The sequence below is a fragment of the Ruegeria sp. BE1 genome (assembly GCF_056538885.1).
In genome coordinates this window covers 81324-97204 of the sequence record NZ_JBQFTY010000008.1, presented here as the reverse complement: position 1 = coordinate 97204, position 15881 = coordinate 81324, and the positions used below count along the sequence as shown (strand labels likewise).

Annotated in this window: 13 protein-coding genes; 8 read left to right on the top strand and 5 right to left on the bottom strand. The window is 58.3% G+C overall.

Annotation, left to right across the window (positions count from 1 at the left end; genetic code table 11):
• Positions 1-6: 6 nt before the first annotated feature.
• The 4 genes from melA to ACR0J5_RS19200 form a co-directional block, all read right to left on the bottom strand.
• Positions 7-1347: an alpha-galactosidase gene (melA, locus tag ACR0J5_RS19215; RefSeq protein ID WP_480656266.1), complete on the bottom strand. Its 1341-nt coding sequence runs from the start codon at positions 1345-1347 to the stop codon at positions 7-9.
• Positions 1344-2192: a carbohydrate ABC transporter permease gene (locus ACR0J5_RS19210; protein ID WP_480656264.1), complete on the bottom strand. Its 849-nt coding sequence runs from the start codon at positions 2190-2192 to the stop codon at positions 1344-1346. Before ACR0J5_RS19210 ends, melA begins: the two co-directional genes overlap by 4 nt.
• A 1-nt stretch (position 2193) precedes the next feature.
• On the bottom strand, positions 2194-3117 hold the full coding sequence (locus ACR0J5_RS19205) for a carbohydrate ABC transporter permease (RefSeq protein ID WP_480656262.1): 924 nt from the start codon (positions 3115-3117) through the stop codon (positions 2194-2196).
• 97 nt (positions 3118-3214) lie between these two features.
• The gene (locus ACR0J5_RS19200) at positions 3215-4474 is read right to left on the bottom strand and encodes an ABC transporter substrate-binding protein (protein ID WP_480656260.1); all 1260 of its coding nucleotides are present in this window, start codon (positions 4472-4474) and stop codon (positions 3215-3217) included.
• A 146-nt stretch (positions 4475-4620) separates the two neighbouring features.
• Between ACR0J5_RS19200 and ACR0J5_RS19195 the strand changes: the two genes are divergently transcribed.
• From ACR0J5_RS19195 to ACR0J5_RS19160, 8 genes are all read left to right on the top strand, one after another.
• The gene (locus ACR0J5_RS19195; protein ID WP_480656259.1) at positions 4621-5427 is read left to right on the top strand and encodes an IclR family transcriptional regulator; all 807 of its coding nucleotides are present in this window, start codon (positions 4621-4623) and stop codon (positions 5425-5427) included.
• A complete protein-coding gene (locus ACR0J5_RS19190; protein ID WP_480656257.1) occupies positions 5424-6482 on the top strand; it encodes an ABC transporter ATP-binding protein in 1059 nt (352 codons plus the stop codon). The genes ACR0J5_RS19195 and ACR0J5_RS19190 overlap by 4 nt, the downstream gene beginning before the upstream one ends.
• Before the next feature lie 151 nt (positions 6483-6633).
• Positions 6634-7593, top strand: coding sequence for a dihydrodipicolinate synthase family protein (locus tag ACR0J5_RS19185; RefSeq protein ID WP_480656397.1), 960 nt, complete (start codon positions 6634-6636; stop codon positions 7591-7593).
• Positions 7584-8516, top strand: a complete 933-nt coding sequence (locus tag ACR0J5_RS19180) for a 4-hydroxyproline epimerase (protein WP_480656255.1) — start codon at positions 7584-7586, stop codon at positions 8514-8516. Before ACR0J5_RS19185 ends, ACR0J5_RS19180 begins: the two co-directional genes overlap by 10 nt.
• A complete protein-coding gene (locus ACR0J5_RS19175; RefSeq protein ID WP_480656253.1) occupies positions 8513-9751 on the top strand; it encodes an NAD(P)/FAD-dependent oxidoreductase in 1239 nt (412 codons plus the stop codon). Before ACR0J5_RS19180 ends, ACR0J5_RS19175 begins: the two co-directional genes overlap by 4 nt.
• A 9-nt stretch (positions 9752-9760) precedes the next feature.
• Complete coding sequence (locus tag ACR0J5_RS19170) at positions 9761-10786, top strand: trans-3-hydroxy-L-proline dehydratase (RefSeq protein WP_480656251.1); 1026 nt, start codon at positions 9761-9763, stop codon at positions 10784-10786.
• 75 nt (positions 10787-10861) lie between these two features.
• A complete protein-coding gene (locus ACR0J5_RS19165) occupies positions 10862-11983 on the top strand; it encodes a tetratricopeptide repeat protein (protein WP_480656249.1) in 1122 nt (373 codons plus the stop codon).
• 260 nt (positions 11984-12243) lie between these two features.
• A complete protein-coding gene (locus tag ACR0J5_RS19160; protein ID WP_480656395.1) occupies positions 12244-14457 on the top strand; it encodes an NADP-dependent isocitrate dehydrogenase in 2214 nt (737 codons plus the stop codon).
• 295 nt (positions 14458-14752) lie between these two features.
• On the opposite strand, the gene ACR0J5_RS19155 is transcribed toward ACR0J5_RS19160, so the two are convergent.
• The gene (locus ACR0J5_RS19155) at positions 14753-15859 is read right to left on the bottom strand and encodes a peptidoglycan-binding protein LysM (RefSeq protein WP_480656247.1); all 1107 of its coding nucleotides are present in this window, start codon (positions 15857-15859) and stop codon (positions 14753-14755) included.
• Positions 15860-15881: the final 22 nt, after the last annotated feature.

Here is a 15881-nt window from a genome sequence, read left to right as displayed (position 1 = left end):
CCCCTTTCAAGCGGCTTTGGCGGGCTGGCACCAGTCCGGCAACCAGTCAGAATGCGCGGTCAGCAGATCGCTGACCAGATTGCGGATCTGGCGCAGGTCCAGCTCGGCTGCGGTGTGCGGGTCCATCATCGCGGCGTGATAGATGTGTTCGGGGTTCTGGTCGACCAGCGCGCGGACTGTCAGTTCCTGTACGTTGATCTGACTGCGCATCAGCGCGACCAGTTGTGGCGGGATGTCGGTGACGACCGAAGGCTGAACGCCATTGCTGTCCACCAGACATGGGGTTTCAACCGCAGCACCCAGCGGCAATTGCGGAATCTGGCCCGTGTTGGGCAGGTTGCCATAGGCCACATAAGGCGTATCGGTGACGATGGCGTTCATCAAATCCGCCGCGAATTCGTGACTGCGGGTCACTTCGATATCGCGCCCATCGGTCAGGGTTTTAGCCTGTTCTTTCCAACTGGCGATCTGCTCGACACAACGGGTCGGGTATTCGTCCAACGGGATTGAGAATTGCTCGATCAGGTCCTGCCGTCCGTCTTTGATGAACCACGGCACATATTCGGCCAGATGTTCCGAGCTTTCAGTGCAGAAATAGCCCAGATGATCCATCACCTCATACCGGACCTTGTTGGGGCAACGCGGCATCAGCAGGGGCGATTTGGGGATTTGACCGCTGGCATAGCCCTGTCGCAGCGCGGGGTAAAGGTCTCGCCCCTCATGCTCCAGCCGCAGGAAGAAGGCGACGTGGTTCACACCGGCGACCTTGTAACGGATGTCTTGTTTGGGCAGGTCCAGATCATGGGCCAGTTCTTCGACCGTATTCTGGACGGAATGGCACAGACCTACCTGTTTCAAGGCCGGGAATTGTTCGGCCAGGGCCCAGGTGTTGATGGCCATCGGGTTGACGTATTGCAGTAGGGTGGCGCCGGGGCATAGCTGCATCATGTCCTGCGCGATGTCCCAAAGAACGGGCACAGTGCGCAAGCCACGCATGATCCCGCCAACACCCAGCGTGTCGGCAATGGTCTGGCGCAGCCCGTATTGCTTGGGGATTTCGAAATCCGTCACGGTGCAGGGCTGATACCCCCCGACCTGAAAGGCGGTGATCACGAAATCCGCCCCATCCAGCGCTGCGCGCCGGTCGGAGTGGGTGGTGACGGTCGCACCAGACCCGACGGATCGGATCATTGCATTGGCCACGGTTGCGCTTTCGGCCAGTCGCTCGGCGTCGATATCCATCAGGGCAAAATGGCTGTCAGCCAGCGATGGGGTCAGCAGGGCGTCCCCGACGATGTTCTGCATGAAGATCGTTGAGCCCGCTCCGACAAAGGCGATTTTTTTCATTTTACAGCCCCCAGGGTCAGGCCCGCGATGAAGTGTTTCTGCATCAGGAAGAACATGGCCACAGGCGGCAACGCTGCGACGATGGAACCCGCGCTCATAAGTTGATAGGCGGCGCGGAACTGGGCGTTAAAGCTGGTGATGCCCGCAGTGACGGGTTGGCTTTCGGCGCCTTGTGTCAGCACCACGGCCCAGAAATAGTCGTTCCAGATGAAGGTGAAGATCAGCACGCTGAGCGCGGCGATGGCCGGTTTCATCAGCGGCAGGACCACGTACCAGAAGATACGAACCTCGCTGATGCCTTCGACCCGTGCGGCCTCGATCAGTTCAAAGGGCAGGGCGCGGATAAAGTTGCGCATAAACAGTGTGCAAAACCCGGTCTGGAAGGCGATGTGGAAAAGCACCAGACCGGTCTTGGTGTTGTAAAGCCCCAGTTCCAGTGTCAGATCGCGCACTGGCACCATCAGAATCTGGAACGGCACAAAGTTCCCGGCCACGAACATGAAAAAGATCCAGAGGTTCGATCTGAACTTGTAGATGCCCAAAGCGAACCCGGTCATGCAGCTGAGCGCCACCGCGCCGATCACCGTTGGGATGGTGATCATGAACGAATTCAGCAGATAGCGCGGCATGTCCGAGTTGAAAAAGACCTGCCCATAGTTGAACGCGCCCTCAAAGCTGGAGGGCAGGCCCCAGTAATTCGCATTGGTGAAATCCGCCGCCGGTTTGACCGAAAACAGCGCCACCGCCAGCAGTGGCCCCAGCCACAGCAGCAAGGCGATGGGCAGCATGGCCTGATAGGTGATCTGCGCCGGCCGAGATTGTTTTTCGATGGGTTTGGGAAACATCCTAGTGCCCCCTTTCTTCGCGGTACATCGACCACAGGAAGTAGGCGATGAAGCAGAGCATGATCAGGAACAGGATCACGGCAATGGCCGCGCCATATCCCATACGGAAGCCATATTCGGACAGCGCGACCTCGAACATGTAATAGGCCAGCACGCGGGACGACCCAAAAGGCCCGCCCTGCGTCATGATCGAGATCAGGTCAAAGGAGCGCAGCGCGCCGATGATGGTCACGACAAAGGCGATGAAGGTGGCGGGGCGCAGTTGCGGCAGGATGATGTGCCACAGCATCCGCAGGCCGTTGGCGCCGTCCAGACGACCGGCTTCGATCTGCTCGGGGTCCACGGCGTTCAGGCCGGTGAGGTACAGGATCATGCAATAGGCGGTTTGCGGCCAGAGACCGGCAAAGATGATGCCATAGGTCACAAAACGCTCATCCCCCAGCACGTTCAGCGGGCCGAGACCGAAGAGCCCTAGGAATTCGTTCAGCAACCCAAACGTGGGGTCATAGAACCATGTGAAGACGAGGCCCACGACAACCTGTGAGATCACGAAGGGGAAGAAGAACAGCGATTTATAGAGGCGGATGCCCCAGACCGTCTGGTTGAGGAACAATGCGATGAACAGCCCTGCCGGGATCGCTGCCAGATACAGGATCAGCCAGATCAGGTTGTTCTTGAGCGAGGTGTAGAACGCGTCGCGGTCGACCCATTCCCAATAGAGGTCCTCGTAGTTTCTGAACCCTACATATTCAGCCGCACCAAGCCCGTCCCATTCGTACAAAGACAGGTTAAAGGACTGAAAGACCGGTATGATCACGTAGACCATGAAGAACAGCAGGCCCGGGGCCAGGAACAGCCAGGGCGCGATGCGTTGCTGATTTCTGTGGAACCAGCTTTCCTGTTCAGGGATTTCGACGGCAGACATGCGGATACCCGGGGTTTAGGTCGAAGGAGTAAGGCGGGTTGAAACCCGCCTTACGCAGAATTTGGATCAGACCGGGCCGGGGCCCGGTCTGCCCGGATCAGTTCTCGTAAATCCGGCCGCGTGCGCGTTCCAGCTTGGCGAGAATGCGGTCAAGATTGTCGGGTTTGACCATGAATTCCTGGAAGCCTTCCATCGAGACTTTGGCCATTTCCGCAGGCGCGTCACGGTCCCAGAACTGGGCGACACCGCCGGGGCTGTTGGAGGACAGCATCTCAAAGCCTTGCAGCAGGAATTTGTCGTCATCCACTTTCGACTGCGCGTTCACCGGCAGCTGGCCCAGGTTTGCACCGTTGTTGATCTCGGTCTGTTCATCCGCCGAGACGACAAAGCGCAGGAATTCACGCGCGGCTTCTTTGTTCGAGGCGTTGGACGGGATGTGGAACGTATCGGTCGGCGCATCCTCGGCCAGTTCGACATCGGGGTTGATCGAGACGAACTGGTAGAAGTCCAGCTGGTCATCCGTCAGGCCCGCCTCGCGCAGCGGTGCCACGGCGAAGTTGCCCATGAGGTAGGCCGCGGCTTCACCATTGACCATGAAGGGCAGGGCTTCTTGCCAGCTATAGGTCTGGTGGTTGTCGATGAACGCGCCCATGTCGATCAGCTGTTTCCAGTTCGCGAAGGTCTGTTTGACCCGGTCGTCTTCCCAGCTGATTTCGCCATTGGCGAGCTGGTTGTGGAAGTCGAACCCGTTGGTGCGCATGTTCAGGTAGTCAAACCAGCCACCAGCGGTCCACAGGAACTTGGTGCCGATCGTATAGCAGGCGCGGCCTGAATCGACGATCTTCTGGCAGTTGGACAGTTCCTCTTCCCAGGTGGTGGGTTCGCTCAGGCCCAGTTCGTCAAAGATGTCTTTGCGATAGTAAACGCCCCACTGGTAATAGGTATAGGGCACGCCCCATTGCTTGCCATCGATGGTCATCGCGCCTTTGGTCGAGGCCAGGTTGTCGCCGATCTCGGGCTCGGCCCACAGGTCGGAGACGTCTTCGAACAGACCGGCCTCAACATAAGGCTTCATACGGTTGGCGGCGTACCAGTTGGCCACATCCGGCGTGTCTGCGGTCAGGAAGTTGCGGATCTGCGTCTTGTACGCTTCGCGGTCGATCACCGTGGTTTCGATCTCAAGCCCCGGATGCTTGGCTGCGAACCGTTCGATCATCGCCTCCATCGTTGCGCGCGGCGCCGGGTTCGATGTGTCCAGGAAAATGCGCAGCTCGCCGGTCAGTTCGGCGGCAACGGGCGCGGCAAGTGCCACACTGGCGGCCAAAGCTGCTGCAGTGCGCTTGAACATGGAATTCATGGTGTCCTCCCTTTGATCCCACTTTTATGTTAGTTCCAAATAATGAAACAGTGTTTTACATATTGAAAACTACACATCGAATCGGTTAGCCTTGTCAAGACCCGCGTGAAAGCCGCGATGGGTCATTGGGAGGAGATCGAAAGCCAGTGGCTGGTGACGGAACAATAGGCAAAGCATGTGATGTGCTGGATCAGGTGGCAGGGTTTGCCCGCCCGGTCCGGTTTGCTGAGCTGTTGGAAAGCAGTGATTTTCCCAAGGCAACGCTGTACCGGTTTCTGCAGTCGCTGACCAATCAAGGCATGCTGTCTTATGATCCCGACCGGCAGACATACGCTCCGGGGTTGCGTCTGGTGCGTCTGGCCCATGCGGCCTGGACGCAAAGTTCAATCGCCCCGATCGCGCGGCCTTTTCTGGACGCGCTGAGCCGCGAGACCGGAGAGACGGTGCATCTGGCACAGCTTGATTCCAGTCAGGTCCTGTATGTCGACAAGCGAAACGCCACCCAACCGGTTGAGATGTTCTCGCAGGCGGGCAAGGTAGGCCCGGCCTACTGTACCGGCGTGGGTAAGGCGATGATGGCGTTTCTGGACGATGACGCACTGAACCGCGCGGTGACACAGCAAAGCTATCATCGGTTCACCGACAAGACCCTGGCGTCCGAAGCGGAATTGCGGGCCAATCTCGATCTGATCCGCAGCCGGGGCTACGCCATCGACGATGAGGAGCATGAGCCCGGCATTATCTGCATCGCTTGTCCGATCCTGACATCGGGTGGCCGCATGTTGGGGGCGATTTCGGTGACGGGATCGACCGAAAGAATGAATTTCGAACAATTAGAAGCCTGGGTGCCGCGGGTTCGGCGGGTTGCCGATCAGATCGGGGCTGAGGCACAGGCGTGGCGGTTTCCCGAGACCCGTCCAAACACCGACACAGACAGGATGCAGGCAACATGACCGGAGTGACTCTGAACCAGGCGATCAAGCGGTACGGCGAGACGCAGGTAATTCACGGCATTGATCTAGAGATCGAGGATGGAGAGTTCTGCGTTTTTGTGGGCCCCTCGGGCTGTGGCAAGTCGACGTTGCTGCGGATGATCGCTGGTTTGGAAGAAACGTCCGAAGGTCAAATCCATATTGGTGCGCGCGATGTGACCCATATGGATCCGGCCAAGCGCGGTGTGGCGATGGTGTTCCAGACCTATGCGCTGTACCCGCATATGACGGTGGCTGAAAATATGGGCTTTGGTCTGCGCATGAATGGCGTTGCCAAATCGGAAATCGACCAGAAGGTTCAGCAGGCTTCGAACATTCTGAAACTGGATCAGTACCTCAAGCGCAAGCCCAAGGCCCTGTCGGGTGGTCAGCGTCAGCGGGTTGCGATCGGGCGCGCCATTGTGCGTGGGCCCGAGGTGTTTTTGTTCGACGAACCTCTGTCCAACCTCGACGCCGAATTGCGGGTCGAGATGCGGGTTGAGATTGCGCGCCTGCACAATGAGATCGGGGCCACGATGATCTACGTGACCCACGATCAGGTCGAAGCGATGACCATGGCCGACAAGATCGTCGTGTTGCGCGATGGTCGGATTGAACAGGTTGGCGCGCCGATGGATCTGTATCGGGATCCTGACAACCGCTTTGTGGCGGGGTTCATCGGGTCTCCGGCAATGAATTTTCTGGAATGCGACTATGCCGATGGCAAGGTGTCTCATCCGGCGCTGAGTGCACCATTGGCCGTTTCGGCGAATGTGCCCGCGGGTTTGGACAAGGTCACGCTGGGTATTCGCCCCGAGCATATTGAGGTGGACCGCGCCGGCGACACCTGTACCGTTGATCTGACCGAGGCGCTTGGCGGGGTCAGCTATTCTTACCTGCTGACGCCAAATGGCGACAAGCTGATCGTGGAAGAGCGTGAAGACGAACGTTCAAAGCAAGGGGCAAAGATCGGCATCACCGTGCGCCCCGAGCGCGCCATGTTGTTTGATCCGGACTCTGGTCTTCGGTTTAGGTAAGTGCATTTCAAACATCGAACCAAGCGCGCCGATCCGGCGCGTTTTTTTTGGCGTCGCAAATTTTATGGATTTTGTATCCAATATCCTCTATGACGCAATCATCGGGCGTCACCCGATTGCGCCGCCTCTGACCTTTTCAAGGATTTATCCCATGTCGACCACTGTTTTTTCGGGCACGATGCCCGCACTGATGACCCCCTGTACCGATGACCGAAGCCCGGATTTCGACGCGCTGGTGCGCAAGGGGAAACAGATGATCGACGCTGGCATGTCGGCGGTCGTCTATTGCGGATCAATGGGGGATTGGCCGCTGTTGACCGATGACCAACGGATGGAAGGGGTTGAGCGTCTGGTCAAGGCCGGGTTGCCGGTTGTGGTAGGCACCGGGGCGATCAATACGAAATCGGCGGTGGCGCATGCCGCCCATGCGCAAAAAGTGGGGGCCGTGGGTCTGATGGTGATCCCGCGCGTGCTTTCGCGGGGCAGCTCTGCAACAGCGCAGCGCAACCATTTCAAGGCCATTCTGTCGGCTGCACCGGATGTTCCTGCGATTATTTACAACAGCCCGTATTATGGTTTTGCCACGCGCGCTGATCTGTTCTTTGCGCTGCGGGCCGAACATCCGAACCTGATCGGGTTCAAGGAGTTCGGGGGCAAGGATGACCTGCGCTATGCGGCAGAAAACATCACCAGTCAGGACGATCAGGTGACCCTGATGGTAGGCGTTGATACCGAGGTGTATCACGGGTTTGTCAACTGTGGCGCGACCGGCTCGATCACCGGGATCGGGACCGCCCTGCCGCAAGAGGCTTTGTTGCTGGCTGCTCTGTCGAAAAAGGCGGCGCGGGGCCATGCCGAGGCCCGGCAAAGGGCGCAGGAACTGACCGAAGCCATCCACGTTTTGTCCAGCTTTGACGAAGGGCCGGATCTGGTGCTGTATTACAAACATCTTCTGGTGTTGAACGGGGAACAGGAATACCGCTTGCATTTCAACGAAACGGATGCGTTGACCGATGCGCAGCGCAATTATTGCGAAGAACAATACGCGTTGTTCCGTGCTTGGTTTGCGGATTGGTCAAAACAGGGCGGGGTGATTGCTGAATGCATGTGATCGACAGCCACACCGGGGGTGAGCCGACACGGGTCATTCTGGATGGCGCACCCGATCTGGGCTCGGGCCCTCTGGCAGAGCGCGCCCGAAAGCTGGCAACCGATCACGAAACATTCTACCGCTCACTCATGTTAGAACCGCGCGGCCAGCCCGCCATGGTTGGGGCCCTGCTGGTCGAGCCGGTGGATCCCACCTGCGTGACCGGCGTGATCTTTTTCGACGTGGATGCGGTGCTGGGCATGTGTGGGCATGGCACGATCGGTCTGACGGTGACGCTGGCGCATCTGGAACGTATCGGCTTGGGGCGTCACAAAATCGAAACGCCCGCAGGTGTTGTTACGGTCGAGCTGCACGACGCCAATACCGTTACAGTGACGAATATCGAAAGCCGCCGGGTGCATAAGGATGCGGTGCTTGACGTGCCCGGCCTTGGGCTGGTGACTGGGGATGTGGCCTATGGCGGCAACTGGTTTTTCATCGTCGATCCCAGTCCGATCCCGGTTGAAACTGCCAATATCCCCCAGTTGACCGATCTGGCAATTGCCATCCGCGACGCCTCAATCGCGCAAGGGATCGGAGGAGAGCAGGGCGAGCCCATCGACCACGTGATCTTTCAGGACGCATCACACGACCCGAATGTGCACAGCCGCAACTTTGTGCTGTGTCCCGACAACAACTATGACCGCTCACCCTGTGGCACCGGCAGCTCAGCCCGGCTGGCCTGTTTGGCGGCGGATGGGGCGCTGGCCCCGGGCGAAGAGATTGTGCAGCACAGCGTTATTGGCAGCGTCTATCGTCTGTCCTATCAATCGGGGACAAACAGTGGCGTTATCCCTTCGATCACCGGGCAGGCTTATGTAATGTCCGAGGCAAATTTGATCTTTGAGGCAAACGATCCGTTCAGGACGGGAATCGAGACATGAGCAATCAGGTTGTTGTTGTCGGCGCGGGTGTCATCGGCATCACGACCGCGCTGGAACTGCAGCGGCGCGGGCATTCGGTATTGGTACTGGACCGCAAAGGCGTGGCCGCCGAGACCTCGGCAGGCAATGCGGGCGCCTTTGCCTTTGCCGAGGTTGAGCCACTGGCCACACCGGGCATCATGAAGAAGGCTCCGAAATGGTTGCTGGACCCGCTGGGGCCGCTGTCAATCCCGCCCGCCTATGCGATGCAGATTGCACCATGGATGTACCGGTTCTGGCGGGCCAGCCAGCCCAAAAACTACCGCGCCGCCCTGCAGGCGCAGGTCGATATGATGGGGTATTCCAGTCAGGCGCTGACGCGTCTGATCGCCTCGGTCGAGGGCGAACACATGTTGCAGCGCGACGGGCAGATGCAGCTGTATGAAAGTGAGGCGGAGTTCCGCGCCAGCCTGCCCTCATGGGAGTTGCGCCGCCAGCACGGGATTGAGTTCGAACTGCTGGAAAGCCCCGAGGCCATCGCCGAAAAACAACCCGGTCTCAGCCCGCGTTTCACCCATGCCGGGTTCACACCGAACTGGATGAATGTCGTGGACCCCAAAAGCTGGGTGGAACTTTTGGCCCAAGCCTTTCGGGATCGGGGTGGCCGGATCGAAGCCCGGGATGTTCTGACCCTGACGCCATTGGACCGAGGGGTGCGGATCACCACCTTGGATGGGGATGTCGAGGCGGGCAAAGCTGTCTTGTGTGCCGGCGCATGGTCACATCACCTCGCCCGAACTCTGGGCGACCACATCCCGCTTGAGACCGAGCGCGGCTATAACACGACCCTGCCCGAAGGGGCCTTTGATCTGAGGATGCATCTGACATTCTCAAGCCACGGGTTTGTCGCAACGCGGATCAATGGCGGCGTGCGGATCGGTGGGGCGGTAGAATTGGGCGGCCTGAAACTGCCTCCGAATTTCAAACGCGCGGATGTTCTGTTGAACAAGGCCGCGGACTTCTTGCCGGGTTTGCAGACACAGGGCGGTACGCAATGGATGGGCTATCGCCCGTCACTGCCCGACAGCCTGCCCGTAATCGGCGCGGCACCCAAGGCGCGGGATGTGATCTATGCCTTTGGTCATGGCCATCTGGGCCTGACCCAATCTGCGGGTACGGCCGAGTTGGTTGGCGCCTTGGTCGATGGCCAGCCCACGCCGATTTCACTGACCCCCTATTCCGCTTCACGGTTCTAAGGGGGTGACATGCGCAGTTCCAAAACCATTCATGTGATCTCGGCCCATGCCGAAGGTGAGGTGGGCGATGTCATCGTTGGCGGGGTTCAGCCGCCCCCCGGCGCCACCCTTTGGGAACAACGCGCCTTTATCGCGCAGGATAAGACCCTGCGCAATTTTGTCCTGAACGAACCCCGCGGGGGGGTCTTTCGGCATGTCAATCTGCTTGTGCCGCCGAAACATCCCGATGCGGATGCGGCGTTCATCATCATGGAGCCTGAAGACAACCCGCCCATGTCCGGGTCGAATGCGATCTGCGTCTCTACCGTTTTGCTGGATGGCGGGATCATTCCGATGCAAGAGCCGCACACCCAGCTGACGCTTGAGGCCCCGGGCGGGTTGGTCAGGGTACGGGCCGACTGCCGGAATGGCAAGGCCGAGCGTATCTATGTGCAGAACCTGCCCAGTTTCGCTGATCAGATCTCGGTCCCGCTTGAGGTTCCGGGGATCGGCACCCTGACGGTGGATACGGCCTATGGCGGCGACAGTTTCGTTGTCGTGGATGCAGCCGCATTGGGTTTTGACATCACCGGGGATGAGGCGCGCGAGCTGGCACGCGCAGGCGTCGCCATCACCGATGCGGCTAACGAACAGCTTGGCTTTACCCATCCTGAGAACCCGGATTGGAACCACATCTCATTCTGTGCGTTCTGCGGTCCGGTCGAGGCGACCGAAATCGGCCTGACCGGCAAGTCAGCTGTCACGGTGAAACCGGGCAAGATCGACCGGTCGCCAACGGGCACAGCCGTCTCAGCACGCATGGCTTTGATGGCGGCCAAGGGTCAGATGAAGGCGAGCCAGACGTTCGAGGCGGTTTCGATCATCGGCTCACGCTTTACCGGGCGGATTGTCGGGGAAACCCAGGTGGGCGACCGCCCAGCCATCACGCCCGAGATCAGCGGTCGGGGCTGGATTACCGGCATACATCAACACATGCTGGACCCCGATGACCCCTGGCCGGGCGGCTATCGTCTGAGCGATACCTGGGGTGTTTGAGCCAACAGGCATTGCTTGAATTTCGGCGTGTAGATATCTACCTAAAAGAGAGTTAATTTCGACACACGAGTTTAAATGAAGATACGCATTGCCGCCCTGATTATTGTGATCGCGGCCCTGATCTGGGCGCTTAATCCAAACCCCAATTACGCCGAAATGTCCGCCAAGTGTTTGGACAACACAGGTCGCATGACTGATGTTGTCGCGACATGCACCGCGTTGATCGAGGTCGGGGGTTTGACCTCGGAACAGTATAGCAGCCTGCTCAGCGCGCGCGGTTGGGCCTATTCCAGCGGCGAACAGTATGATCAGGCCCTCGCGGATTACGACGCGGCATCAAAGCTTCACCCCAAGGACGCCACGCCGGTTTTGCGGCGTGCTTTGGCTTTGGAAGCGATGGGCGACATTGCGGGCGCTGAGGCGGCCCACAATAAGGCGGTTGCGCTGTTTCCCGATAATGCAACGGCTCACATGAACAAAGCTCGGTTTGCATACCGCCAAGGTGATTTCTCTGAGGTCATTGCAAGCTATGAAACTGCATTGGAAATTGACCCGGCGAGAGAGGATGCAGCTGCGGGTTTAACCAGGACGCTTCTCGAAGTGGAAGGTGCTAACAGTCTTGGGCTTTTTCTTCAGCGGGCTAAGCTGCGCTGGCCGAAACAGCAATGGGTCCACATCGCCGACGTGAATTACAATGTAATTCATACTGCCGACCAGGCAAAAGCATGGAAAGCTCTTGCGCAGCTTGCCCGTTTAAAACCAGATCCCGCGTTTGTACTTTGGCTTGAAGGATATTTCCACTTGAATATCGGTGATGAAATCAAAGGCATCGAAAACATCCGGAAGGTCGCAGCGCATCAGAGCGTCGGGGATGAGAGCAAAGAGGATATTCTGATTGAGCGTTGGTACAATGCCGCGGTTGAATGGTATCTGTGGAGAGGCAACGAAGAATTGCTGCTGAGCGGATACCTCTTTGCCTTAGCGGGACGGTCGGATTTGGCGGAACCGGACTTGAACACTGCTTTGCAGGGTTTTGGCTATACCGGACGGTCAGAAATACTTGATGTATTTGTTGAGGATGGGGTGGTTGTGCCGAAAGAAGCGTATGAGGGGTCAACACCTCAATTGGAAAAGGTTGTTGCTGAATATGTTGCGCGCATTGCAGAGAGCCGGAAAATGCGGTCCATCTTACGGTGATGTAGGAGTCAGCCAGCTGTTTTGTTAGGAACGCGGTTCAAATCGATTTGTTCGGTCATTCAAAACCGATCCCCTCATTACCCCGTGTCAATTTGCGCGCCCACTATAGGATTGATCCGAACCGCATCCTGTTTTAAGGGAAACCTGTCTAATCAGAGTCACCCTTGGGGCGGTCGGATACCCGCGCCCCTTTCGCCCCACGCAGATGTGGCGCACTCTTGGAACGCACGCCCCGAAAGGCTTAAAAAAGGTAAATGAATATGGCAGAAAAATCGAACTTCGATGTATTGTATACCATTGTAGACGAAGCGCCCGAGCTGGCCAGTGCCTCGTTCCTGCCAATCATTCGCAAATTCGCCAGCGCCGCCGGCGTCAGTGTTGGCACCAAGGATATTTCGCTGGCGGGCCGCATCCTGTCGACCTTTCCCGAAAACCTGACCGAGGCTCAGCGCATCACCGATGATCTGGCTGCGTTGGGTGAATTGGTGAAAACGGCTGATGCCAACGTGATCAAACTGCCGAACATCTCGGCCTCGGTCCCGCAGCTGGTTGCGGCCATCGAAGAGCTGCAGGGGCAGGGCTATGACATCCCCAGCTATCCCGAAGAACCCGCCACCGACGCGGAAAAAGCAATCCGAGCGCGCTATGACGCAATCAAAGGCTCGGCTGTGAACCCGGTGCTGCGTGAAGGCAACAGCGATCGTCGTGCCGCAAAGGCGGTCAAGAACTACGCCCAAAAGAACCCGCATTCGATGGGTGAATGGGCGTCGGACAGCAAAACCAAAGTGTCGTCGATGGCAGACAATGATTTCTATGCAAATGAGAAATCGGCCACGATCACGGCGGCGCAGGCCGGTGAAGCAAAGATCGAATTCGTCGGCAAAGACGGCAGCGTCAGCGTCCTGAAAGACAGTTGGCCGCTGGAAGAAGGCACCGTGGCGGATGCGACCTTCATGTCGGTCAAAGCTCTGTCTGCCTTCCTGGCCGAGGCCATCGAAGACACCAAGAAAGACGGCACCATGTTCTCGCTGCATATGAAAGCGACCATGATGAAAGTGTCGGACCCGATCATCTTTGGCTATGCGGTCAAAGCCTGGCTGGCCCCTGTTTTCGAGAAATTCGCAGCTGAACTGGACACGCTGGGTGTGAACCCGAATTCGGGTCTGGGTGACTTGTTGGATCGTGTCAAGGACAATGCCGAGATCGTGGCGGCCATCGACGCGCTGAAAGGTGACCGCCCGTCCATGTATATGGTCGACTCGGACCGCGGCATCACCAACCTGCACGTGCCGTCGGATGTGATCATCGACGCCTCGATGCCCGCCGTGATCCGCGCGGGCGGCAAAGGCTGGGATGAGGCCGGTGCGAAAGGTGACACCAATTGTGTGATCCCTGACCGCTGCTATGCCAGTGTCTATGATGAGACGATCAACTTCTTCAAAGCCAACGGTGCGCTGAACCCCGCTACCGCCGGTGCTGTGGCCAATGTTGGCCTGATGGCGCAGAAGGCCGAGGAATACGGCTCGCACCCCACCACGTTCCAGGCGCCGGCGGATGGCACCATTCGCGTAGTTTTGGCCAATGGTGAGACGCTGCATGAGCACGCGGTGGAACAGGGCGACATCTGGCGGGCCTGCACAGTCAAGAAGGCGCCGATTGAAAACTGGATTCAGCTGGCCATGGATCGCCAGCGCCTGACCGGGTCCGAGGCGATATTCTGGCTGGACGCAAACCGCGCCCATGATGCCGAACTGATCAAATACGTCAAACCGGTGCTGGAGGCCGCAGGTGTGGCCGACAAGTTCCAGATTCTGGCCCCGCGCGAGGCAACCCGTCAGTCGCTTGAGACGATCACGGCGGGTAAGGACTCAATCGCGATCACCGGCAACGTGCTGCGGGATTACCTGACGGACCTGTTCCCGATCCTGGAGCTTGGGACATCGGCCAAGATGCTGTCCATCGTCAAACTGATGAATGGCGGCGGCCTGTTTGAAACGGGTGCCGGTGGGTCGGCGCCGAAACACGTGCAGCAGCTGGTTGAAGAAAACCACCTGCGCTGGGACTCGATGGGTGAGTTCTGTGCGTTGGGCGAGTCGCTCAACTTTTTGGCCGACAGCAAAGGCAACGCCAAGGCGGGTGTTCTGGGTGCCGCGGCCGAGGCAGCAACGCAGGGCATTCTGGACAACAATAAGTCGCCCAGCCGCAAAGTCGGCCAGCCCGATAACCGCGACAGCCACTATTGGTTCGCCCGATATTGGGCCGAAGCGCTGGCGTCGCAGTCTGACGACGCTGAGCTGGCGGCAGAATTCGCCCCGGTTGCCAAAGAACTGGCCGACAATGAGGCGAAGATCCTGGGTGAGCTGGCAGCGGCCCAGGGCGCGGCGGCTGATCTGGGTGGCTACTATCACACCGACCCCGTCAAGACGGCTGCGGTGATGCGGCCCAGTGCAACGCTGAACGCCATCATCGACTGAACATGCAAAGCCGCGCCATCGGTGCGGCTTTTCCAGATGCTTTCAGAGACTTGATAGAAAAAGGGGCCGACCCCCAAAGTCGGCCCCTTTTTGAGTGAGTGGAGAGGCACAGCCTCACCGGTATAGTTACATTCAGAATATTGGTACTGAGCTGTTTTAGGTATTAGGGGTTTCCCGTAGTTGCATCTGAGGAACGCTTGTAAAACGCGGATTTGACAGCGTTTTTGATGTGATCAATACGAAAAAAGGGCCGGTCCGAAGACCAGCCCTGATTGCTGTTTGAATGGTCGAAAAATCAGTTCGACGCAGTGTTCAGCTTTTCGTTCTGCTCGCGCAGGGTATCCGAGATAATCGCGTACCATTCGCCGGATTCACGCATCTCGTTCAGGCCCTTGTTCATCATCGCAATGTATTCACGTGCGAACGGGTTCGAACGGTGCGCGAGGAAGCTCATCGACGACAGAGTGGACACATAGGGGTTCTCGACGATCTCTTGCGAGGTCAGGCCCATTTCGTTCATCGTCGCCGCGAACAGTTCGACCTCAAAAGCGGCGACATCGGCGGTGCCGGTCAGAACCGCATCAAGGCATTCGCGGGCCGAGTTGGGGTGGATCAGGTTCAGGTTGTTGGCATTCAGGCCAACTTCTTCCAGAACCACCATGCTCCAGCCGGTCATACGGCAGAGGGTTGCGCCTTCGAAGTCTGCGAAGGTGGTCGCGTTCGTATAATCGCTTTCCGGCAGCGTGAAGAAGCCACCGACAACGTCATACACAGGGACGGTCCCTACGAATTCGGTGCAACGGGATTTTGTCGCTTCGGACCATTCATAAGAACGGTTTGTACAGTCCGGCAGGGTCCAGGCGATCGAGATGTCGAACGCACCTAGGGGCAAGAGCGTTTCCAGATGCGACGTCCAGTCATCCACGAAGCTGACCGAATATTCGCGCTGGTTTCCGGCACGCTGAAGGCTGGTTGTAGCCAAGCGGGTCATGATGCCGCCGCCGCTCAGTGATTCCGTGGTGAACGGCTCCCAGCCGTTGCCGGCCACCATTTTGATCGGCGGGGCATAGATGTTGGAGCGTTTTACGCTTGCCGCACGTTGTTCTTCTGCGGCGATGATTTCCTGAGCGGACTGGCCGTTCGGCAGGCTTCCGTCTTCACAGGGCAGGGCAAGGACCAGGCCAGGGGCCAGATCGTTGGGGTTGGTGATCAGGTTGCGGTTCGCGTTAAAAATCGGCTGATAGTTCGAGGTGCCGTAGGCCGCAATCGCGATCGTTGCCATCGTGTCACCGTCTGTGACGGTGTAGTTCGAACAGGCTTCCTGCGCTGCAGCTGCGCCTGCGGTGAGTGTGAGGACGGCCGAGGCCGTCATCACTTTGGCGTTGAGTTTTTGATTAAGCATTTATTCTTCCTCCCATGAGTTG